Source organism: Streptomyces sp. NPDC001157 (assembly GCF_053598255.1).
Genome location: NZ_JBSFJW010000005.1, coordinates 400900 through 422876, shown reverse-complemented (window position 1 = coordinate 422876; position 21977 = coordinate 400900). Strand labels below are relative to the sequence as shown.

The following is a 21977-nucleotide window of genomic DNA, read 5'->3' as shown; positions in this document are numbered from 1 at the left end:
ATCCCCCGATCCGGTCCGTCCAGCCGTCAGACCTCCCGTTTCCCACCCCTCCACCAGCCGAAAGGCGTCATCCCATGGCCGACCAGCTGCTGTTCAACCCGCGCACGTACGACCCCGCGCACTTCGACCCCGAGACGCGCCGACTGCTGCGTGCCACCGTCGACTGGTTCGAGGAGCGCGGGAAGCAGCGGTTGATCGAGGACTACCGGACCCGCGCGTGGCTCGGCGACTTCCTCGCCTTCGCAGCGAAGGAGAACCTGTTCGCCACCTTCCTGACGCCGTCGTCCGCAGCGGGGGAGGCGGAAGCCGACAAGCGGTGGGACACGGCACGGATCGCCGCGCTCAACGAGATCCTCGGCTTCTACGGCCTGGACTACTGGTACGCCTGGCAGGTCACGATCCTCGGCCTCGGCCCGGTCTGGCAGAGCGACAACGCCGCCGCCCGCGCCCGCGCGGCCGAACTCCTCACCCAGGGAGAGGTGTTCGCATTCGGCCTGTCCGAGAAGGCCCACGGCGCCGACATCTACTCCACCGACATGCTGCTCGAGCCCGACGGCAACGGCGGCTTCCGTGCCACCGGCTCCAAGTACTACATCGGCAACGGCAACGCCGCCGGACTCGTCTCCGTCTTCGGCCGCCGTACCGACGTCGAGGGCCCCGACGGCTATGTGTTCTTCGCCGCCGACAGCCGTCACCCGGCCTATCACCTGGTCAAGAACGTCGTCGACTCCTCGAAGTTCGTCAGCGAGTTCCGGCTGGAGGACTACCCCGTAGCGGCCGAGGACGTCCTGCACACCGGCCGCGCGGCCTTCGACGCCGCCCTCAACACCGTCAACGTCGGCAAGTTCAACCTGTGCACCGCCTCGATCGGCATCTGCGAGCACGCGATGTACGAGGCCGTCACCCACGCCCACAACCGCATCCTCTACGGCCGCCCCGTCACCGCCTTCCCGCATGTGCGGCGCGAGTTGACCGACGCGTACGTCAGGCTCGTCGGCATGAAGTTCTTCAGCGACCGGGCTGTCGACTACTTCCGCTCCGCCGGCCCGGACGACCGCCGCTACCTGCTCTTCAACCCGATGACGAAGATGAAGGTGACCACGGAGGGCGAGAAGGTCATCGACCTGATGTGGGACGTCATCGCGGCCAAGGGCTTCGAGAAGGACAACTACTTCGGCCAGGCGGCCGTGGAGATCCGTGGCCTGCCGAAGCTCGAAGGCACGGTCCACGTCAACCTGGCGCTGATCCTGAAGTTCCTGCGCAGCCACCTCCTCGACCCGGCCGAGTACCCCGAGGTGCCGACCCGCCTGGACGCGGCCGACGACGACTTCCTCTTCCGGCAGGGGCCGGCCCGCGGGCTCGGCGCGGTGCGCTTCCACGACTGGCGGCCCGCCTTCGACGCGTACGCGCACCTGCCCAACGTGACCCGCTTCCGCGAACAGGCCGACGCACTCTGCGAGTTCGTCGCCACGGCCGCTCCTGACGCGGAGCAGAGCCGTGACCTGGACCTCCTCCTCGCGGTCGGTCAGCTCTTCGCCCTCGTCGTGCACGGACAGCTCGTCCTGGAGCAGGCCGCCCTGACCGGCCTCGACGAGGACGTGCTCGACGAGCTCTTCGCCGTCCTGGTGCGGGACTTCTCCGCGCACGCCGTCGAGCTGCACGGCAAGGACTCGGCGACCGAACAGCAGCAGCAGTGGGCGCTCGGTTCGATCCGGCGGCCGGTCGTCGACGAGGCACGCACGGAGCGGGTCTGGCAGCGGGTCGAGGCGCTGTCCGGCGCGTACGAGATGGCCCCGTAGGCGCGCCCTGCGGATCAACACCGGTGGCCGGCCCCTCGTGGGCCCGGCCACCGGTCGGCAAGGGCTCAGCCTCGCCGCAGATCAAATGCAAGGCTAAAGCCGGTCCAGCCGCAGATAATTCACCGTCGTCTCGATGCCGCTGTCCACCAGCCGCCCCTGCGTGTCGAACGCGCCCGCGCCGTCCGTCATGCCGAAGTCGTTGTCGTTGATCAGGGCGAGCGTGTCGTGATCCACGCGCGCGACACCCTCGATCTTCCCGGGCACCCCGGCAACCGTGCCCAGATCGACGACCAGCCGCTTGTCGAGCACCGGAACGCCGGAGGCCGCCGGGTCGTCGAGCTGCTCCAGAGACGGAGACGTCGTGTCGTCGTCGTACGCACCGCCGAGGATGTTCGCGCCCCGCTCCAGCTTCACCAGCTGCAACCGGGCGGCCTTGTCGGTGCGCTCCTCCACCAGCAGCCGGTCGCCGCCCACGGCCACCACCGACGAGATCTTCAGCTCGGAGGTGTCGTCCTCGCTCGGGTCCACCACGTTCACCGGATCGAAGCGGTAGGCGTACTCGGCGGTGACGGCCTTCTTCTTCGGCGAGAAACGCACCAGACGCGTGGTGCGCGACCTCTCACCCGCAGCCGTGTCCGGCAGGGACAGCGGGCTCTGCAGAGCCATCACCAGGTCGCCGCCCGGCAGTTGGGCCAGCCCCTCGAAGCCGCGGTTGATCTTCCGGTGCAGCAGGATCGCGGGCAGCGCCTCCACCACCGGGTAGTCGGTGCCGGTGAGGTTCAGCCCCTCGGGCACGTAGCGCGTGAGCACCTTCCCCCGCGCGGAGACATGGACCAGGCTCGGGCCGTACTCGTCGACGAGCCAGAAACTCCCGTCCTCGGCCCGCACGATGCCCTCCGTGTCCAGCCCGTTCGGGTTGTACGACAGCGGCGACCTGGCGTCGTAGGAGTACGGCGCCTCGTCGCGCCCCGCCTGGTTCGGCAGCCCTGTGACGCCCTTCCCGGAGGCGGTGGTGATCGCAATCGCGTCCAGCACCTTCACGGTGTCGCCGACCACCCGGATCTTGACGATCGCCGGATCGAAGCCCGGCACCGGGAACGTGCGGCGCTTCTTACCGGCCACCTTGATCTGGCCGTTGGGCCCACGGTCGGTGACCGTCCAGAACTCGCCCTTGCGGCCCGCCGGGTAGATGTCGCTGCCGATACCGCCGAGGTCGATGCCCCGGTCGTCGTCCACCGTCCCGGGCAGCAGGGCGTTGCTGAAGGCACCCAGCGGAATGTCCCCGAGCGTCGCGGTACGGACGACATGCGCGTCCTCGTCCGACGCACTCGCGTCAGGACCGGCCGCCACGAGGGCTGCGATCACGGCAAGTGGAACACCCATGGCGACGGAGCGTCGGACGCGGAGCCGACCGGTGGCGTGCGGGGACATCGGGCCTCCTGGGGGACAAGTTCGTTGACAGCGGCCAGAGTTGGGCACGGCAGCGAACGGGCCCCGACGGTCGGGTGAACACGGGGCGTCGGGTTGCGGCGCACCTTCCACGGGCGAAATCCGTTCGCGAAGTGCGCAGGACGCTGGCTACGTTCTCGCACCGTGGACATCGAAGACCCCAAGAACGTCGTCCGGCGCGGCTACGACGCCGTCTCCCGGCACTACGACGACGCCTACGGCAGCGACACCAAGTACGAGGCCCTGCTGGGCGATCTGTGCCGACGGGTCCCGGCCGGCAGCGCGGTGCTGGACGTCGGATGCGGAAGCGGGGTGCCGGTCGCGCGGACTCTGGCGGCCGCAGGGCACCGGGTCACCGGACTGGACATCAGCGAGGTGCAGGTCCGCAGGGCCCGGGAGCGGGTGCCGCAGGCGGAGTTCATCCGTGGTGACGCGACGACCGCCGTCTTCGCCCCCGCCTCCTTCGACGCGGTCGTCTCCCTCTACGCCCTCATCCACATCCCGCTGGCCGAGCAGCCGCCCCTGCTGCGCCGCATCGCCGGGTGGCTGCGTCCCGGCGGCTGGTTCGTGGCCACCACCGGACACCGTGCCTGGACCGGAAGTGAGGACAACTGGCTCGGCGGCGGGGCCCCGATGTGGTGGAGCCACGCGGATGCCGCCACCAACCGTGCCTGGATCACCCGGGCCGGGCTGACGGTGGAACGGGAGGAGTTCGTGCCCGAGGGAGACGGCGGACATGCCCTGTTCTGGGCGCGGCGCCCCGCTCAGCCGGAGTGAGCCGCGCCGGCGGACTCCGCCGGCGCCTCTCAGGCGAGCTCCTCCCCGGTGTCCGACTCCACCGAGGCCAGAGCCGTCGCCGGATCCTGGCAAGCCGCTCCGGCGGGCACCCAGCGGCCTCGCTCCTTGCGATACGGCCACCAGCGCCCGTCCCGCCCCAGGCGCAGCTGGGCCGGTCCGCCGACGACCGTCCACCGGTTGCCGCTCGCCCGCAGCGACGGTCGCTCGTCCTCGTCCCAGGCCGACTCCAGAGCGGCACGCGCGCGTGCGAGAGCCTCGCGCGGGACGGGCCACTCCTCCTCCAGCATGGACAGCGCGGCCACACCCCCGAGCCGCCACGCGCGCGTGGCGCGCGCCAGCCCCTGCCGGTCGCGTCCCGACCCGTCGGCCAGCCGGTCCGCCACAGCCGTCTCATCGGCCTCTGCGGCGAGACGGACCGCATCCTGCGCGAGCGTCAACTCCTGTTCCGGGCCGTGCTGTTCGACCGCGGGGCGGAGAGCCTCGGCGAGCAGACGATGGGCCTCGGCGGCGGTTCGTGCCGCCAGATACTCCAGGGCGCCCGGGTCCACGCCAGGCCCGGGCGCGGCCTCGGTGTCCAGGGACGGCGGCACACCGGGTTGCGTGGGCAGCTCCGGCGGGGTGGGCAGGGGCGGCAGGATGCCGCCGGTCCGGTACGCCTCGGCGGCGTCCACACCCTCCGGTTCGGCCGGCTCCTCCGGGCGTGTGGCGCTGCGGGCCTGCAGGTCGTCAAGCAGGGCCCGTTCGCCCCGGCCGCGGATCAGCAGCAGCACGAAGGGATCCTGGTCCAGCAGCCGCGCCACCTGGTAGCACAGTGCCGCTGTGTGCCCGCAGTGGTCCCAGGCGCCGCAGTCGCACTCCGGCTCCAGATCGCCTATGCCCGGCAGCAGTTCGACGCCCGCGGTCGCCGCGTCCTCGACCAGATGGGGTGGCATCTCGCGGTCCAGCAGCGCCGCGACGTGTCCGGCCCGCTCGACGGCCATGCCCAGGAAACGCTCCCACTGTTCGCCGTCCAGCTCCGCCAGCAGGACGTCGGCCCGGTGAGCCGTACGATCGCGGTCCTGCACCACGGCCGTGATACGTCCTGGACGCACGGACACCGCACCCACAGCCCCCGCGCGCGCGAGCCTGCGGCCCGTCTTCAACTGCTGAGAGTCGAGCGCGGTGTCCTCCAGCGACTTGAGCCAGGCCTGCCCCCACCATGTGTCCGCGAACCCCCGCCCGTGCGCGGGCGGCAGCGCGGCGAACGTGCGCTCGGTGTCCTGGTCGTGCCGGTTCATCGGGTGCCCCCTCGCAGTTCCACCAGATCGGCCAGTTCCGCGTCCGTCAGCTCCGTGAGCGCTGTCTCGCCGGAGCCCAGCACCGCGTCGGCCAGCTCTCGCTTGCGGTCGAGCATGTCGGCGATGCGGTCCTCGATGGTCCCCTCCGCGATCAGCTTGTGGACCTGCACGGGCCGGGTCTGGCCGATGCGGTACGCACGGTCGGTGGCCTGCGCCTCGACGGCGGGGTTCCACCAGCGGTCGTAGTGCACGACATGCTCGGCCCGCGTGAGGTTCAGGCCGGTGCCCGCGGCCTTCAACGACAGCAGGAAGACGGGGACTTCACCGCCCTGGAAGCGCCGCACCATCGCCTCGCGTTCGGCGACGGGCGTCCCTCCGTGCAGGAACTGTGAGGTGACGCCGCGGGCCGTCAGGTGCCGCTCGAGGATGCGCGCCATGCGCACGTACTGCGTGAAGACCAGAACGCTCGCCCCCTCGGAGAGGATGGTGTCGAGCAGTTCGTCCAGCAGCTCCAGCTTCCCCGAACGACCGGCGATCCGCGGCCGCTCCTCCTTGAGGTACTGCGCGGGGTGGTTGCAGATCTGCTTCAGCCCCGTCAGCAGCTTCACGATCAGACCGCGCCGCTCCATGCTGTCGGCCGCGGAGATCTCCGCGAGCGTCTCGCGCACCACCGCCTCGTAGAGGCCCGCCTGTTCCCTGGTCAGGGACACGGCACGGTCGGTCTCGGTCTTCGGCGGCAGCTCCGGCGCGATCCCCGGATCCGACTTGCGACGGCGCAGCAGGAACGGCCGTACGAGACGGGTGAGCCGCTCCGCGGCGGCCGGATCCCGGCCGCCCTCGACGGCCTGCGCGTACCGCGTGCGGAAGGTGCCGAGCCGGCCCAGCAGCCCCGGGGTCGTCCAGTCGAGGATCGCCCACAGCTCGGAGAGGTTGTTCTCCACCGGGGTCCCGGTGAGCGCCACGCGTGCGCGTGCACCGATGGAACGCAGCTCCCGCGCGGTCGCCAAGTACGGGTTCTTCACATGCTGCGCCTCGTCCGCCACGACCATGCCCCAGGACGTCTCGGCGAGCCGGCGCGCGTCCAGACGCATCGTCCCGTACGTGGTGAGCACGAACTCCCCGTCGGCCGGCTCGTCCAGGCTGCGCCGCGCCCCGTGGAAGCGGCGCACGGGGGTGCCGGGCGCGAACCTTTCGATCTCGCGCTGCCAGTTGCCCATCAGCGATGTCGGACAGACCACGAGGGTGGGGCCGGCCGTCGACGCCTCGCTCTGCCGGTGCAGATGCAGCGCGATCAGTGTGATCGTCTTGCCGAGTCCCATGTCGTCGGCCAGACAGCACCCCAGGCCCAGGGACGTCATCCGGGCCAGCCAGCTCAGGCCCCGGCGCTGGTAGTCCCGCAGGGTGGCCGCGAGAGCGGCTGGCTGCGCGACCGGCTCCTGCGCCTCCGGGGCCGCGAGCCGCTCCCGCAGGGCGGCCAGCCACCCCGTGGGATGTACGTCGACCCGGCGGCCGTCGACCTCCGCCGAGCCCGTCAGCGCGGCTCCCAGCGCGTGGATCGGGGTGATCTTGTGGTCCTGCTGGGCGCGGGCGCGGCGCGCCTCCTGGGGGTCGATGAGGACCCACTGGCCGCGCAGCCGCACGACGGGCCGGTTGGCCTCGGCGAGCCGGTCCAGCTCCGCGCGCGTGAGCTGCTCGTCGCCCAGTGCGAACCGCCAGTCGAAGGCGAGCAGCGGGTCGGCGGACAGGAACGAAGGCGTGTCCGAGGCCGCCCGGTCGGCCACCGGCTCCTCGTCCGGCGGGCCGATGACCGCGCGGGCGGTCAGCGTGCGGGCCAGCTCCTTCGGCCAGTGCACGTCGACTCCGGCGGCGGCGAGATCCCGGGCGCCAGGTCCGAGCAGCTCGGTGACCTCCTCGTCGGCGAGTTCGACGGCGTCCGGCACGCTCGCCGACAGCAGAGGCGTCAGCGGCGGCCAGGACCGGGCCGCCCGGCGCAGCGCGAGCAAAGCGTCCATCCGCGCGCTCGGACCGAAGCCCCGACCCCCGTCTCCGGACGTGCCCCACACCTCGGAGGCGTCCGCCACCAGTGCCGGATCGCTGACGCTGTGCACCTGCAGCACGGCCCGGAACGGCACCGCAGCATCCTCCTGCGTCAGCTCGGCAAGGCCGGGCACCTCGATCCGCAGCGAGAGCCGTACGCCCGTGTCGTGCCCGGCGGCGACATCGGCGGCCCACGCCCGCTGTCCGGGCAGGTGCTGTGGTGCCTGCGCGGCGTAGGCGGGCCCGCCCGTCACCAGCGAGGCCGCAGGGGAACGGGGGAGCGTGTCGGCCACCGCGTCCAGGAAGGCACGCAGCAGCCCCTCCGGGGCGGGCAGCCGCAGCGGCCCGGAGCCGCCCACCGGCACGGCGTGCGCCTCGGGCGGCATCGCCGCGGCCAGCGCGCGGACGCGGTCGACGTCCTCCACGGGCAGGGGACCGACACGCCAGGCGTCGTGATCGCCGGGGGACAGCCCGGGCAACAGCAGTCCCCGCGCAAGGAGTTGCAGGGCCAGCACCGCAGCCGAGCCCCAGAAAGCGGCCCCCCGGTGTGCGTGCGCATCGGTACGCGCGCGCGTGAGGACCGCAAGCGCTGCGCGCACCGGCAGCAGGACGGCGGGAACCTCGACCAGGTCGACGCCGTCGCCGCCGGGCAGGACGACGGCCAGATCCCGGGCGGACCCGGCCGCGAGTGGCGGAGGGGCGCTGCCGTCGGGCCGCCAGAAGGCGACCAGGCCGGTGCGGGCCGGGTCACCGGGTATGAAAACGGCGCAGCAGCGGGCCAGTTCGGAGATCTCGGACGGTGTTGCCGTAGGGATCCTCTGCACAGCGAAGCCGCATTCCTCAAATTTGACTACTGGGGTCGGGGTCGCCGAGGGTACAGCATTCGGCGGGCAACCGGGACACGGAAGACGGCCACCACCCGGCCGTCTCGCCTCGGGGGTGTCGTCAGCCCCCCGGCGCAGCACCGGCTGCCCCCCGCCCGCACACGGGTGGTGCCGTCATGGCCGCAACACGTCATCGCTTCGTACGTTTCCTCAGGTCAGCCCGTTGCCCGAGAGAGCCGGAGACCGGACATGCCCGAGCCCACCACAGCCCTCGCCGAACCCCTCCGGGGACCGCGCGAGGTAACGCCCGCCGGCAGCGAGTTCGCGCCCCTCCTGCGCACGGTCCGGGGCCAGGGACTCCTGGAACGGCGCCGCACCTGGTACGCGCTCGGCATCACCACCAACGCACTCGCCCTCGCCGGCATCGTCACCGGCATCATCCTGACCGGCGATTCCTGGTGGTCGCTGCTCCTGGCACCGCTGCTCGCCGTGTTCGGTGCCCGCACGGCCTTCATAGGCCACGACGCGGGCCACTCCCAGATAACCGCCGACAAGTCGGCAGCACGGGTCATCGGCCTGATCCACGGCAACCTGCTCCTGGGCATGAGCTACGCCTGGTGGAACGACAAGCACAACCGCCACCACGCCAACCCCAACCACATCGACAAGGACCCGGACGTCGTCGCCGACGTCCTCGTCTTCACCGGCGCACAGGCCAAGGAGCGGTCGGGCTTCCGCCGCTGGCTGACCCGCAACCAGGCCTGGCTCTTCTTCCCCCTCACCCTCCTCGAAGGCGTGGCCCTGAAGATCCACGGCTTCCAGGACCTGCGCAGGCAGACACCCCGGGAGCGCGCCGTGGAGGGCCTGCTGCTGGTGACCCACGTCGCCGCCTACGCGACGCTGCTGCTGACCTCACTGTCCCCGGGCAAGGCCCTCGCGTTCGCCGCCCTCCACCAGGCACTGTTCGGCCTGCACCTGGGCCTGGCCTTCGCGCCCAACCACAAGGGCATGCAGATGCCCGACCCGAACGGCGAGCGCTGGGGCCATCTGCACCGGCAGGTGCTCACCTCGCGCAACATCCGCTCAGGCATCCTGACCGACTGGTTCCTCGGCGGCCTCAACTACCAGATCGAGCACCACCTCTTCCCCAGCATGCCCCGCCCCCATCTCCGGCTCGCCCAGCCCCTGGTGCGCGCCCACTGCCGGGAGTTGGGTATTCCCTATGCGGAGACCGGGCTCGTCGACTCCTACCGGCAGGCCCTGCGACACCTGCACGCCGTGGGGGAGCCCCTCAGGGCGGAATGACGGAGAGTGTTCTCAGGGACGAGTCGGGGTCGCACCTCAGGGACGTCTCAGGGTCGTGGTCCGGAACCGCGGGAGCCGCGGGCCCGTTTTCAGGACAGAGAGCGGCACAGGCCGCGAAGGAGGCGACGTAGATGTCGAACAACGCGAAGATCGCCATAGGAGGTGTGGCGCTCGGGCTCTTCCTGTGGATATGGCTGCCCTTCTGGGCGGTGGTCCTGATCGTCCTCGGAGTCCCGACCGCCGCATACCTCACGCTGGACCCCTCGCAGCGGCGCAGGCTGCGCCGCATCACCCGCAAGGAGCTCGGCCGCTGACGCACTACCGCACGGGATCGGCCCGGTCGGCCAGCGCACAGGAGTCGACCACATCGCCGTCCGCGGGCCGTGCGACGGTATGGTCCGCGGGCGGCTGCGCGCCCCTCTCCACCCAGGAGACCAGGGCGTCGAAGGCCGAGCGATAGCAGGGCAGGATCGGTCGCAGCCGGTCCGGATAGGTGTCGTACAACCCGTCGACGTGCGTGCCGCCCTGGATCGTGTAGTAGCGGTGCAGTGCACCCCGTCCGCTCGCGGCCACCATGCGCGCGTACACGTCCGAGTCGGCGGCCTTGGGCAGCAGTGCGTCCAGGTCGCCGTGCAGCGTGATCAGCGGCCGGCCGACGCGTCCCGTGAGCGCCACCCGGGCCACGGCGCGATGGACGGACCCGGGCCGCGACGCATAGTCGTACGTCGCGTCGGCGGGGCAGGGCGACAGGATCTGCTCCGCGGTGCTGCCTGCGGTCGGACCGGGACAGCCGGGGTCGTACGCCGGGTCGAACTCGGCGCGGTAGATCTTTTGCGTGACGCCCCAGTACGCCTTCTCGTGGTACGGCCACAGAAACTCCGAGCCACGCGCGAAGCCCACCGCGTACAGGTCCTCGTCCCGCGCCGAGCCCAGCATCCGCGCCACCGCCGTCGGCAGCGAGGTCAGCGGGCTCGGGCCGTCCGCGGTCCACAGTGCGCCCTCCCAGTCCACGCCGCCGTCGTACAGCTCCGGGTGGTTCTCCACCTGCCAGCGGGTGAGATAGCCGCCGTTGGAGATGCCGGTCATGTACGTGCGGCGCGGCGCGTGCCCGTACCGTTGCGCCACCGCGCGCCTGGCCGCCCGGGTGAGCTGAGTGGTCCGCGCGTTCCACTCCGCGACCGCATCCCCGGGCCGGGAACCGTCGCGGTAGAAGTCGGCACCGCTGTTTCCCTTGTCGGTCGCCGCATACGCGTACCCCTGGGCGATCACCTGGTCGGAGATCGCCGTGTCCGTCGCGTACTGCTTGCGCGTCCCGGGGGCGCCGGTGACCACCAGGCCGCCGTTCCAGTGGTCGGGCAACCGGATCACGAACTGCGCGTCGTGCCGCCAACCATGGGTGGTGTTGAAGTGCGAGGAGTCCGGGAAATAACCGTCGATCTGCACCCCCGGAACCCCGGACGGGGTGCGGGTCGCCTTGGCCGTCAGTCCCGCCTGGTCGGCCATGTCGGTGTACGGCGTGCCGGCCAGTCCGGTCGTGGTCAGGTCGGGCAGACAGGCGCTCTGCTGGAAGGCGGCGCCCGGCACGTGCACCCGCCCCTGGTGGGCACAGTGATCCCCGCCGACGGCCGTGGCCCCGGCAGGAACCGGCCAGGTGAGGGCCGCCGCCACCAGGGCGGCGGCAGCGGGCGGAACACCGCGGGACGGACGCATGACGGACCTCCGGGGCAGGACGGCAGGGACCGACGCCCGCGGGGGAGCGGGCGCCGACGGCTGCCCCATCGTGCGGTCCCGCCTCCACGGCATCCATGGGGCGGGACCACATGGAACGCGCCCGCCACATGGCGGCCCAGTACAGGGGCAGGGTGAAGTGCCGTGCGAGGGAAGGAGATCGACCCCATGAGACCCGGCGCGCTTCACCACGAGCGCCGACGATCGGGCCCATGCCGTCGCAGAGTCTGCCCGGACTGTCTCACGCCCGGCCGCCCGCCCCGGGACTTGTCCGCACGGTTGAAGGTCCTGGTCGCCGACCGTCCCTGCCCGGACGCACGCCGGCGTGCCCGTCAGCCCCCTGGAGGAGAGGACCCGCGCCCCGCCGCGGCAGCGCGTGCGGGGCGCGGGTCCGCGCTGACTCAGCTGGGCCGCACGGCCATCTTGTCCAGTGCCTCGAGCAGACCCGGCAGCTCCGGTCCGCGGCCGACCGGCAGTACTTCGCCGGGTTCCGCGTCGAGCAGCACGAACGCGATGTCGTCGGTACGGGCGACCAGCGACCAGCCCGGGCCATCGGCACGCAAGGTCCGTGCGTCGCCCGGGGCGAAGGACGACCGGACACGGCCGAGAGGCGGCGGAGTGTCCACGTAGGCGCGCGCCTCGGCGAGCACCCGGCGGACCCCGCCGTGCCCCGGCCGACCGTCCGCCTGCTCGCCCGCCTCAGCCCGAGCGTCCGTCTTCTCAGCGCCCTCCGCGGCCTTCTCCGCGTCCTCGGAGGTCCCGCCAGGGGTAGGAAATGCGGCGTCGTCGATCTGCTCCCGCCACACTGCCCACTGCAGCGCGATCTCGTCAGCGCCCAGCCTCCGCTGAGCCGGCCCCCACGTGCTGGTGTCCGGCGGCGCCAGCGGCGGACCGTCCCCGACCTCGGGGGCGGGATCGTGCGGCTCGGGCACACCCGGAGCCGCCACGGCGACCGAAAGGGGCCAGCCCGGCAGCGCGGCCACGACCGAGCGCTCGTCCGGCGACAGGTCGTACTCCATCCCGCAGTCCCAGGACGCGATCGCGACGGCGACCAGAGAGACGTCGTCGACCACGACCGTCCACCGGGCGCCGTCACCGTCCTGGCCGAGCACCAGGCCGTATCCGTCGGCAAGCGGCGCGAGGCCGAGCGCCGCGCAGGCTTCCGGATAGTCGTCGCCCAGCACGCTCGGGAACTTCGCCGGCGTCAGAAGTACCGCCGTGAGCACATAAAGCGCATCGTCCGCGGCGGCGACGGCGTCCTCGTCCGTCCCGGCCATCCCAGCCTCCCCATCGATTCATCCGATCGCGCGCACCCTAGTGCGAGCGGAAGCAGCTTGTCACGACTCACAAGCACACCCGGAGCTGCAGTTTTCCGGCTGGACGGGGCGAATCGACCGCATCTGACGCGGCTCGTCAGGCCACCGGGAGCCCCAGCAGCGCGCGGGCCACCGTGCCCGGCGACTCGTCGCGCTCCCGCGCCAGCGCAATGACAGCACGGCACGCCAGCTCGTTGACCCCGAAGGACAGCGCCTCCGGGGACACCCAGCCCGCCGCCTCCTCGATCCGGTCCTGGTCGTCCTCCGCGCACGCCGAGACGTACGCGGCCGCGGCTTCGAAAAGATTGTGTGTACGTTTGTCCCGCCCGTCGCCGATGTCCGCGCGAACGGCGTTGAGGAATCTCGCACAGGACTTGCGCACCCTGCCCAACATGCTGACCACCTTCCCCCTGCGTGGTTGCCCTGGCCGATCCTTCATCTCCTGCTCTTCAACGTAGAGTTGGACCTCCGGCGGCAGAAGGGGGACGCTACGGTGAAGCGGTTCCAGCGGCTCGAACAGATCCGGCGGATGGACCCCCACAAGGACGCTTCCGAGATCTACCGGCTCAGCGCGGCCTTCGAGTTCCCGTGGGACTTCACCCGGTCCCTCGAACTGGCCCTGTACCGCACTTACGCCGTACCCAGCATCGGGCGACTACTCGCCGAGACGGCGGAACTCACCCGGCGCACCCAGAAGCGCTACGACGACACCACCCTGCTCCTCGACGCCGTCGTGGAGCACGGCTTCGGCAGCCCACAGGCCGACACGGCGATCCGCCGCATCAACCAGATGCACCGCAGCTACGACATCGCCAACGACGACATGCGCTACGTGCTGTGCACATTCGTCGTGATGCCCAAGCGCTGGATCGACGCATACGGATGGCGCCGGCTGTCGCGCCACGAGACCGTCGCGGCCGCCGTCCACTACCGCACCCTGGGCCGGCACATGGGCATCAGGGACATCCCCGAGTCCTACGAGGAGTTCGAGGCCTGCCTCGACGCCTACGAAGAGGCCCACTTCGACTGGGACGAGGACGCGCGCCGCGTCTCCGACGCCACCCTCGCGCTGATGGCTTCCTGGTACCCCCGCCCGCTTGCTCCCCTCCTGCGCACCTCGACCCTCGCCCTGCTCGACGACCACCTCCTCAGCGCCTTCCGCTACTCACCCCCGAACGCTGCCACCCGCGCACTGGTACGCCGCGCGGTGCGCGCGCGTGGACGCGTCGTGCGCCTCCTGCCGCCCCGGCGCGCCCCGCACTACGCGCGGCAGAACTGGGAGGTCAAGAGCTATCCGCACGGCTACGAGCTGAACGAACTGGGCACCCACCCGGTTCCCGGCGTACAGGGATGTCCCGTCCGACGCGTGAACGGATCAGCCGTCGAGTGACCCGATCGTCTCCCGCAGCCAGGTGAGTTCGGCCCGGGACGTGGCCCGAGCGATGGTCAGCAGCCCGCGGCGGAAGGGATCGTCCAGCTCCTCGGCGCGCAGCGGCCGATCCCCCTCGTAGAAGAAGCTCGCCGGTTCCTCCAGGAAGGCCAGCCTGCGCCGGAGCACCGCCGCCTGCGCCGCCGGTTCGTCGAGGTGGCGCAGGAAAGCGAGCACGGTGAACCACCGGTTCTCGTCGGTGATGTCGCGCGGGGCGGGCTCGGCGAGCCGCCGGCGCAACTCGCCTCTGCCCTCCTCGGTGAGCGTCAGGACATGACGCGGGGCGGCCACGGCGCCGGGTTCCGTGGTGCGCGCCAGCAGGCCCGCCTTCTCCATGCGCTTGATCGCCGGGTACAGAGTGCTCTCGGCGACGGGTTTCACATGGCCCGTCAGTGCAGTGATGCGTTTGCGCAGTTCGTAGCCGTGCAGCGGGGCTTCGTACAGGAATCCGAGGATGGACAGCTCCAGCATGCCCGCATTCTCGCTCACGGGCGCTGTACATCGCCAGCTCAATATATCGGCTTCGCTATACCTCGGTTACGAGGTATCTTTCCTGTGAGTCGAGAGTGACCGTGGCGCATCGGGGAGGACGCAATGAACCAGGCCGACTTCGACGGCAAGGGAAGCTGCATCCGCTGGACGGAGACGCCGGGCGAGGAACCCGCGCGCGTGTATGTGCACGGCTTGGGCGCGATGTCGGCTGTGTACCACGCGCACATCGCGGCCCGGCCCGAGCTCGTCGGTCGGCGCAGCCTGTTCGTCGATCTGCCCGGCCACGGCATCAGCGACCGCCCGGAACACTTCGGCTACACCCTCCAGGAGCACGCCGACGCACTGGCCGCCGCCCTGGACGCGGCGGGCCTGACAGGGGCCGAGCTGGTGGCGCACAGCATGGGCGGCGCCGTCGCCATCGTGCTCACCCATCGGCGGCCGGACCTGGTCTCCCGGCTGGTCCTCACGGAGGCCAACCTCGACGCCTTCCCGCCGCCCACCGCGGGCAGCAGCGGCATCGCCGCCCATGAGGAGGACGCGTTCGTCGACGGCGCCCACGCGCGCGTGCTGGCGAACGTCGGCCCCCTCTGGGCGGCGACCATGCGGCTGGCCGACCCGCGCGCACTGCACCGCTCGGCCGTCGGCCTACGGCGCGGCTGCGAGCCCGTCATGCGCAGCATCCTCGAACAGCTGCCGATCGAGCGCGTCTACTTGCAGGGCGAGCTGAGCGGTGAACTCGCGGGCAGGCAAGCCCTGGAGGCGGCAGGGGTGCGAGTCGTGACGGTGGCCGGTGCGGGCCACAACGTCATGTTCGACAACCCCGACGCCTTCGCAGCGGCCGTCGCGGGCCGCTACTGAGACTCAGCCTTCCCGGTCGGCCAGGGCCAGAAAGCGGGCGTCCTCGTCGACGTACGAGGTCATCCGCCAGCCCGAACCCGCCAGCAGCGGACGGAGGTTGGGCTCCGCGCGCAGATCGTCCGGAGTGATCTCGCGTCCTTGGCGTGCCGCCAGCGCCGCCCGGCCGATCGGGTGGAACAGCGCCAGCGTGCCGCCGGGACGGACGACGCGGGCCAACTCCCGCAGGTCCTCCGACGGCTGGGGCAGATGAGCGATCAGCCCGGCGGCGAACACGGCGTCCAGCGCCTCGGACCGCAACGGAAGCGCGGCGACGTCGGCGAGCAGCAGCTGCCCGTCGTGGCCCCTTCCTGCCCGAACGGCGGCCTGCAGCATGGCAGGGGTCAGATCGGCCCCGACGACCACCCCCGAGGACCCCACAGCGGCGCGCAGCGGTGTCAGGGCTCGCCCGGTGCCGCAGCCCGCGTCGAGCACACGGTCGCCCTCGCGCAGCCCGAGCTCGGCGACCGCGGCGGCGTAGGCGGGAGCGTCGTCGGGGAACCGGCTGTCCCAGTCGGCGGCGCGGGCGCCGAAGAATTCCTGGACATGTGTGTGGTCGTCGCTCATGTTCCGCATGATTCCTCACCGACACGGATGACGCCGCTGCGCACACGTTCGAGCAGGGTGCGATCGTTCAAGTACCTCTCTGTGTCATATTCCAACAGCTTTCGAAATGCGCGCCCTTGGTGCGCCCCTCCCAGGACTAGCGTCCCGGGGCCATGGGACACCTGGACCACGCCACCTTCGGCTGGCTTACCCCCGTGCTGTCGTATGTGATGGCCTGCATAGGTGCCGCGCTGGGACTGCGCTGCACGGTCCGTGCGCTGGGCGCCACGGGGCGCTCGCGCCGCAACTGGCTCGTCACCGCGGCCTCCGCGATCGGCACCGGCATCTGGACCATGCACTTCGTGGCCATGCTCGGCTTCGGCGTCAGCGGCACGGACATCCGCTACGACGTACCGCTCACCATCGTCAGCCTGCTCGTCGCCATGATCGTGGTCTGTGCCGGCGTCTTCGCCGTCGGCTACAGCCGTGACCGCACCCGCGCGCTCTTCCTCGGCGGTCTCACCACCGGGCTCGGCGTCGCGAGCATGCACTATCTGGGCATGGCCGCGGTCCGGCTGCACGGCCACGTCAGCTACGACCCGGCGCTCGTCGCGCTCTCCGTCCTGATCGCCGTCGTCGCGGCGACGGCGGCCCTGTGGGCGGGGCTCAACATCAAGTCGCCCATTGCCGTCACCGTCGCTTCCCTGATCATGGGCGCCGCGGTGACCAGCATGCACTACACCGCCATGTTCGCGGTGCGCGTCCGCGTCACACCGTCCGGCCACGCCCTGCCCGGGGCCACGGCGATGCAGTTCATCTTCCCCCTCGCCGTCGGCCTCGGCTCCTACCTGTTCCTGACCTCGGCCTTCGTCGCGCTGTCGCCGACGACCGGGGAGCGCGAGGCATCCGCCTCGGCCCAGCGGCCGGTCGAGACCGCCGTCGCCCGCTGACGACGACCCGGCCCGGCCCCGACCACTCCCGAGCGAGGAGGCCATGCGTACACCCCGTAGGACCCCCAGCCCCAGCCCCGAGGCGCCGCCCCAGCCCCCCGTGCGCGGCCGCCGCGCCCACGCCGGCCCGCCCGCCGACGAGGTCCCGGACGAGCCCGCGGGCGCGGTCCCGGCTGATGCACCGGCGCCCGGGAGCCGCTGGCGGATACGGCCGCGCACCGTCCGCGCCAAGATCGTGTGCCTGCTGATGGTTCCGGTCGTCTCGCTGCTGGCCCTGTGGGCGTACGCCACCGTCAGCACCGCTCAGGACGTCAGCCGGCTACGGCAGTTGCAGCGCGTCGACTCCCAGATCCGCACCCCGGTCGCCACGGCCGTCGCCGCACTGCAGGCCGAGCGTTCCGCCGCGGTGCGCTCCGCCACCGCCCCCTCGGCCGGGCGGAGCGACGACTACAAGAAGCTCGCGGACCGCACCGACCAGGCCGTGGCGCGGCTGCGGCTCGGGGGCGACAACACCGTCGCCGACAGCGAGGAACTGCCTGCCGGCGTGGCCCAGCGGCTCGAGACCTTCGTCGCCGGTGCCGAACAACTTCGTTCCCTGCGCACCGCGGTGCTCAACCGGCGCACGAACTGGGCCGTGACCTACGGGCAGTACACCAAGACCATCAACAGCGCCTTCGCGGTCGGCGGTGCGCTCACCGGCATCCAGGACGCCGATCTGGGCTCCGACGCGCGCGTGCTGCTCGAATTCTCCCGCGCGGGTGAGGCGCTGGCCCAGGAGGACTCGGTGCTCTCGGGTGCCCGCCTGACCGGTGGCCTCAGCGGCGAGCGGCTGCGGCTGTTCACCGGCGCGGTCGACACCCGCCGTACGCTCACCGAGGCCGCCGTCGCCGACCTCAGCGGCTCCGAGCGCACCGCCTGGCGCACCCTCGCCGGCGGCAGCGACTACGCCACCCTGGGCCGCACGGAGGACCGGGTCCTCACCGCCGCCCCGGGGCGGCGCGCGATCGCCGTCACGCCCGAAGCCATCTGGAACCCGGCACACGCGCGCGTGCAGGACGGGATGCGGACGATCGAGCAGGACGCCGGGCGCAGCGTCGCGCACCGCGCCGATCCGCTCACCCGCGGCCTGCTCACCCCCGCGGGTGCCGCGGTGGTCCTCGGCCTTGCCGCCGTGGCCGCCTCGCTCGTCATCTCGGTCCGCATCGGACGCGGCCTCGTCGTCGAGCTGGTCAGCTTGCGCAACAGCGCCCTGGAGATCGCCCGCCGCAACCTCCCCGAGGCCATGCGCAAGCTGCGCGCCGGCGAGGAGATCGACATCCAGGCCGAGGCCCCGCCGGGGCCACCCGCAGAGGACGAGACGGGACAGGTCGCCGAGGCCCTCAGCACGGTCCACCGCGCCGCCCTGCGGGCCGCCGTCGAGCGCGCCGAACTCGCCAGCGGCATCTCCGGGGTCTTCGTCAACCTCGCCCGCCGCAGCCAGGTCCTCGTCCACCGACAGCTGAGCCTCCTCGACAGCATGGAACGCCGCTCCGACGACCCGAACGAGCTCAGCGACCTCTTCCGGCTCGACCACCTCACCACCCGCATGCGGCGCCACGCCGAGAGCCTGATCATCCTCTCCGGAGCGGCACCAGGACGGGCCTGGCGCATGCCGGTGTCGCTGACCAACGTGGTGCGCGCGGCCGTGTCCGAAGTCGAGGACTACGCGCGCGTGGAGGTACGACAGCTCCCCGAGGCGGCCGTCATCGGCTCGGCCGTCGCCGACCTCACCCACCTGCTGGCCGAGGTCGTCGAGAACGCGGCCCAGTTCTCGCCGCCCCACACGCGCGTGCGCATCACCGGAGAACCCGTCGGCAACGGCTACGTGATCGAGGTCGAAGACCGCGGCCTGGGCATGGGCCCGGAGACCCTCACCGAGGCCAACCGCCGCATCGAACAGTCCGAGGCCCTCGACCTCTTCGACAGCGACCGCCTCGGCCTCTTCGTGGTCAGCAGGCTCGCGGCCCGCCACGGCATCAAGGTGCACCTGCGCACCTCCCCCTACGGCGGCACCACCGCGGTCGTCCTGTTGCCCACCGCCCTGCTGCACGGCGGCGCGGCGGAACGTTCCCCCGGCAAGGCCGCGGACCCACAGAGGCCGGCGGAACGCGAGTACGCGCGCGTGCCCGGCGGCTCCTCGCACCAGGACTCCGTCCCGGCGACGACCGAGCGGCCCGCCCTGGTGGCCCACGCACCGGCCGCGGTGGACACGACGTCCGACACCCCACCCCCCGGAGTCACCGCCTTGCGCCTGCACCGTCCCCCGGAGGACACCGAAGAGTCCGACGACCTGCCCCGCCGCGTACGCCAGGCAAGTCTCGCCCCCCAACTGCGCGAACAGCGCCCCGAGGAGCCCGCCCACCCGCCGGCCTCCGCCCGCGACGACCGGCGCACCCCCGAGATCGTGCGGGACCGCATGGCCGCCTACCGCGACGGCTGGACACGCGGCGGCGGCAGGCAACCCGGCCGCGGCGTGGGACCGGATCCCACACCGCGCAGCGACAGCAGCGAAGGAGACCGCGCATGATCCAGGACCCGAGCACGAGGGCCGACCGGCGATCCGGCGAACTCGACTGGCTGCTGGACGACTTGGTGCTGCGTGTCAGCGAAGTACGACACGCCGTGGTGCTCTCCAACGACGGACTCGCCGTGGGCGCCTCGACCGACCTGCGCCGCGAGGACGCGGAGCACCTCGCCGCGGTGGCCTCCGGATTCCACAGCCTGGCCAAGGGCGCGGGACGGCACTTCGGCGCCGGCGGGGTGCGCCAGACCATGGTGGAGATGGATGACGGCTTCCTGTTCGTGGCCGCCGCGGGCGACGGCTCCTGCCTCGCCGTACTCACCGCCGTCACCGCCGACATCGGCCTGGTGGCCTACGAGATGGCACGACTGGTCAAACGCGTCGGCGAGCACCTGTACACGCCGACCCGTGTCGCAGCGCGGCCGCCGGCCGCCCGATGAGACACAAGGGTGGGGCGCGCACATGAACGCGGACAGCACCGGCACCCCGCTCGAGCCGGGCAGCCAGTGGTACGACGGCGAGGCCGGGCCCCTCGTCCGCCCGTACGCCATGACGGGCGGACGCACCAGGCCCGGCCCCACCGGCGTCCGCTTCGACCTGATCGCCCTGGTCACCCTGGACAAAGGCGCACCGGGCGTCGACGACGACACCGGGCTCGGGCCGGAACACCGCGCCCTGATCGACCTGTGCCGCACCGAGACCCAGTCGGTCGCCGAACTCGCCGCGGGCGCCGACCTGCCCGTGGGCGTGGTCCGGGTGCTCCTGGGTGACCTGCTGGAACTCGGCTGCGTCACCGTCAGCCGTCCCGTACCGCCCGCGCAGCTTCCTGACGAACGGATTCTGCGCGAGGTGATCGAAGGGCTGCGGGCCCTGTAGATGACAGTTCACCACCGCCCGGTCCCGTACGGGGCAACCCGGCACTCCCGAGAGAAGTGATCGATGGTCTCCGAGCACTCCGACGCGCAGGACGGCGAGACGGCCGCACTGGCGTTGAAGATCCTGGTCGCCGGCGGATTCGGCGTGGGCAAGACCACCCTGGTGGGCGCGGTCAGCGAGATCAGGCCGCTGCGCACCGAGGAACTGCTCAGCGAGGCGGGCCAGTTGGTGGACGACACCGACGGCGTGGACCAGAAGGTCACCACGACCGTCGCGATGGACTTCGGCCGCATCACCATCAGGTCCGGCCTCTCCCTGTATCTCTTCGGCACACCGGGCCAGGACCGCTTCTGGTTCCTGTGGGACGAACTGTCGCAAGGGGCCCTGGGGGCAGTGGTCCTCGCCGACACCAGGCGCCTGGAGGACTGCTTCCCGGCGGTGGACTACTTCGAGCACCGGCACATCCCGTTCGTGGTCGCGGTCAACTGCTTCACGGGCGCCCGCACTTACGGCGCGCAGGACGTCTCCCGCGCCCTCGACCTCGACCGGGGAACACCGGTCGTGCTGTGCGACGCCCGTGACCGCGACTCGGGGAAGGAAGTGCTGATCCGGCTCGTCGAGTATGCCGGGCGGATGCACACCGCCCGGCTCCTCGACTCGGTCGGCTGATGGTCACCCCCGGCCGGCGCCCCGCTCAGCTCGCGACGGCCTTCTCCGCCAGCACCTTGTCGACCGTGACACGGACGAGGAGTTCGCCCGGCACCCCGTTGCGGGCCCCGAACTCCTCGGCACGCTCCTCGCCCATGTAGCGCGCCCCGATGCGGGCGGCCCACAGCCTGAGCTCGTCGAGATCCTCCGAAATCCGGGCACGGCCCTGCAGGACGACGAAGTCGAAGGGCGGCCGGTCGTCGTCCACGCACAGCGCGACCCGGCCGTCACGCACTACATTGCGTCCCTTCACGCTCGTGCTCGCGGTGTTGAACACCACGTCGTCCCCGTCGAGCACGAACCAGATCGGGGTCACGTGCGGACTGCCGTCGGCCCGGACGGTCGCCAGCTTTCCGGTACGGGTGCCGTGCGAGACGAAGTCCCGCCATTCCTTGTCGGTCATCTTCTGCGCCATGCCCCTATCCTCCTTGCCCGCGCCGCGGTCGTGGGGAAGGCTGGCGTGGAGATCCTCCGGCCAGGGGGAGTCATCACGCGGGGAGACCGGATCATGGTGCAGAACCAGGGACTTGGCTGGATGTTGGACGACCTGACCGAGCGCGTCGAACATGTGCGGCACGCACTGGTCCTGTCCAACGACGGCCTGGTGACGGGAGCGAGCACGGGACTGCGGCGTGAGGACGCCGAGCATCTTGCCGCCGTCTCGTCCGGACTGCACAGCCTGGCCAAGGGCTCGGGACGCCACTTCGGCGCGGGCAGAGTGCGCCAGACGATGGTCGAGTTCGACGACGCGGTGCTGTTCGTGACCGCCGCCGGCGCCAGCAGCTGTCTGTGCGTGCTCAGCGGAGCGGAGGCCGACATCGGCCAGATCGCCTACGAGATGACCCTGCTCGTCAACCGAGTCGGCGAACACCTCGGCGTGGAGGCGAGGCAGCCCGAGCGAACACCGACGACAGAGATCTGACCTGCACGTTTGCCCTGTCCCGTGGAGTTATCCACAGGCTCGCCACGAGATCCGCCGAAGCGGCTAC

21 protein-coding genes are annotated in these 21977 nt (G+C 71.7%); 12 read left to right on the top strand and 9 right to left on the bottom strand.

Annotated features, from left to right (window positions below; all coding sequences use genetic code 11):
• The first annotated feature begins 74 nt into the window (after nt 1-74).
• On the top strand, nt 75-1799 hold the full coding sequence (locus ACWDAG_RS12365; protein ID WP_450695529.1) for an acyl-CoA dehydrogenase family protein: 1725 nt from the start codon (nt 75-77) through the stop codon (nt 1797-1799).
• Nucleotides 1800-1892: 93 nt separating this feature from the next.
• Here the strand turns inward: ACWDAG_RS12365 and ACWDAG_RS12360 are convergent, their stop codons facing one another.
• Nucleotides 1893-3230: an esterase-like activity of phytase family protein gene (locus ACWDAG_RS12360; RefSeq protein WP_450695528.1), complete on the bottom strand. Its 1338-nt coding sequence runs from the start codon at nt 3228-3230 to the stop codon at nt 1893-1895.
• A 162-nt stretch (nt 3231-3392) separates the two neighbouring features.
• On the opposite strand from ACWDAG_RS12360, the gene ACWDAG_RS12355 reads away from it, so the two are divergent.
• Nucleotides 3393-4025 (top strand): class I SAM-dependent methyltransferase, encoded by a 633-nt coding sequence (locus ACWDAG_RS12355; protein WP_450695527.1) that lies wholly within the window; start codon nt 3393-3395, stop codon nt 4023-4025.
• A 29-nt stretch (nt 4026-4054) separates the two neighbouring features.
• Here the strand turns inward: ACWDAG_RS12355 and ACWDAG_RS12350 are convergent, their stop codons facing one another.
• The gene (locus ACWDAG_RS12350; RefSeq protein WP_450695526.1) at nt 4055-5323 is read right to left on the bottom strand and encodes an SWIM zinc finger family protein; all 1269 of its coding nucleotides are present in this window, start codon (nt 5321-5323) and stop codon (nt 4055-4057) included.
• Nucleotides 5320-8184 (bottom strand): DEAD/DEAH box helicase, encoded by a 2865-nt coding sequence (locus tag ACWDAG_RS12345; protein WP_450695525.1) that lies wholly within the window; start codon nt 8182-8184, stop codon nt 5320-5322. Before ACWDAG_RS12345 ends, ACWDAG_RS12350 begins: the two co-directional genes overlap by 4 nt.
• Before the next feature lie 249 nt (nt 8185-8433).
• On the opposite strand from ACWDAG_RS12345, the gene ACWDAG_RS12340 reads away from it, so the two are divergent.
• Together ACWDAG_RS12340 and ACWDAG_RS12335 are read left to right on the top strand one after the other, a co-directional pair.
• Nucleotides 8434-9489: a fatty acid desaturase family protein gene (locus ACWDAG_RS12340; protein ID WP_450695524.1), complete on the top strand. Its 1056-nt coding sequence runs from the start codon at nt 8434-8436 to the stop codon at nt 9487-9489.
• 131 nt (nt 9490-9620) lie between these two features.
• Entirely contained in the window at nt 9621-9803 is a 183-nt protein-coding gene (locus tag ACWDAG_RS12335; RefSeq protein WP_123963464.1) for a hypothetical protein, read from the top strand.
• 4 nt (nt 9804-9807) lie between these two features.
• Here ACWDAG_RS12335 and ACWDAG_RS12330 read toward each other — a convergent pair whose 3' ends face one another.
• The 3 genes from ACWDAG_RS12330 to ACWDAG_RS12320 form a co-directional block, all read right to left on the bottom strand.
• Entirely contained in the window at nt 9808-11199 is a 1392-nt protein-coding gene (locus ACWDAG_RS12330) for a tannase/feruloyl esterase family alpha/beta hydrolase (protein WP_450695523.1), read from the bottom strand.
• A 419-nt stretch (nt 11200-11618) separates the two neighbouring features.
• Nucleotides 11619-12494 (bottom strand): hypothetical protein, encoded by an 876-nt coding sequence (locus ACWDAG_RS12325; protein ID WP_450695522.1) that lies wholly within the window; start codon nt 12492-12494, stop codon nt 11619-11621.
• 136 nt (nt 12495-12630) lie between these two features.
• A complete protein-coding gene (locus tag ACWDAG_RS12320; protein ID WP_450695521.1) occupies nt 12631-12927 on the bottom strand; it encodes a hypothetical protein in 297 nt (98 codons plus the stop codon).
• 99 nt (nt 12928-13026) lie between these two features.
• On the opposite strand from ACWDAG_RS12320, the gene ACWDAG_RS12315 reads away from it, so the two are divergent.
• Nucleotides 13027-13923 (top strand): oxygenase MpaB family protein, encoded by an 897-nt coding sequence (locus ACWDAG_RS12315; RefSeq protein WP_450695520.1) that lies wholly within the window; start codon nt 13027-13029, stop codon nt 13921-13923.
• On the opposite strand, the gene ACWDAG_RS12310 is transcribed toward ACWDAG_RS12315, so the two are convergent.
• Nucleotides 13909-14433, bottom strand: coding sequence for a PadR family transcriptional regulator (locus ACWDAG_RS12310; RefSeq protein ID WP_450695578.1), 525 nt, complete (start codon nt 14431-14433; stop codon nt 13909-13911). The two genes, ACWDAG_RS12315 and ACWDAG_RS12310, sit on opposite strands and share 15 nt — an antisense overlap.
• 123 nt (nt 14434-14556) lie before the next feature.
• Here ACWDAG_RS12310 and ACWDAG_RS12305 point away from each other — a divergent pair, with 123 nt between their 5' ends.
• Nucleotides 14557-15312: an alpha/beta fold hydrolase gene (locus tag ACWDAG_RS12305; RefSeq protein ID WP_450695519.1), complete on the top strand. Its 756-nt coding sequence runs from the start codon at nt 14557-14559 to the stop codon at nt 15310-15312.
• 3 nt (nt 15313-15315) lie between these two features.
• Here the strand turns inward: ACWDAG_RS12305 and ACWDAG_RS12300 are convergent, their stop codons facing one another.
• A complete protein-coding gene (locus tag ACWDAG_RS12300; RefSeq protein WP_450695518.1) occupies nt 15316-15915 on the bottom strand; it encodes a class I SAM-dependent methyltransferase in 600 nt (199 codons plus the stop codon).
• Nucleotides 15916-16067: 152 nt separating this feature from the next.
• On the opposite strand from ACWDAG_RS12300, the gene ACWDAG_RS12295 reads away from it, so the two are divergent.
• The 5 genes from ACWDAG_RS12295 (at nt 16068) to ACWDAG_RS12275 (ending at nt 20949) form a co-directional block, all read left to right on the top strand.
• Entirely contained in the window at nt 16068-16844 is a 777-nt protein-coding gene (locus tag ACWDAG_RS12295) for an MHYT domain-containing protein (protein ID WP_450695517.1), read from the top strand.
• 43 nt (nt 16845-16887) lie between these two features.
• Nucleotides 16888-19410, top strand: a complete 2523-nt coding sequence (locus ACWDAG_RS12290) for a sensor histidine kinase (RefSeq protein WP_450695516.1) — start codon at nt 16888-16890, stop codon at nt 19408-19410.
• On the top strand, nt 19407-19844 hold the full coding sequence (locus ACWDAG_RS12285; protein ID WP_232649964.1) for a roadblock/LC7 domain-containing protein: 438 nt from the start codon (nt 19407-19409) through the stop codon (nt 19842-19844). Before ACWDAG_RS12290 ends, ACWDAG_RS12285 begins: the two co-directional genes overlap by 4 nt.
• Before the next feature lie 22 nt (nt 19845-19866).
• Nucleotides 19867-20280 carry a DUF742 domain-containing protein gene (locus ACWDAG_RS12280; protein WP_450695515.1) on the top strand — a complete coding sequence of 138 codons (414 nt, stop codon included), beginning with the start codon at nt 19867-19869 and terminating at the stop codon, nt 20278-20280.
• A 63-nt stretch (nt 20281-20343) separates the two neighbouring features.
• Nucleotides 20344-20949: an ATP/GTP-binding protein gene (locus tag ACWDAG_RS12275; RefSeq protein WP_115914234.1), complete on the top strand. Its 606-nt coding sequence runs from the start codon at nt 20344-20346 to the stop codon at nt 20947-20949.
• A 25-nt stretch (nt 20950-20974) separates the two neighbouring features.
• Here ACWDAG_RS12275 and ACWDAG_RS12270 read toward each other — a convergent pair whose 3' ends face one another.
• Nucleotides 20975-21403 (bottom strand): PPOX class F420-dependent oxidoreductase, encoded by a 429-nt coding sequence (locus ACWDAG_RS12270; RefSeq protein ID WP_450695514.1) that lies wholly within the window; start codon nt 21401-21403, stop codon nt 20975-20977.
• 93 nt (nt 21404-21496) lie between these two features.
• On the opposite strand from ACWDAG_RS12270, the gene ACWDAG_RS12265 reads away from it, so the two are divergent.
• Nucleotides 21497-21910 carry a roadblock/LC7 domain-containing protein gene (locus ACWDAG_RS12265; protein ID WP_450695513.1) on the top strand — a complete coding sequence of 138 codons (414 nt, stop codon included), beginning with the start codon at nt 21497-21499 and terminating at the stop codon, nt 21908-21910.
• Nucleotides 21911-21977 lie beyond the last annotated feature (67 nt).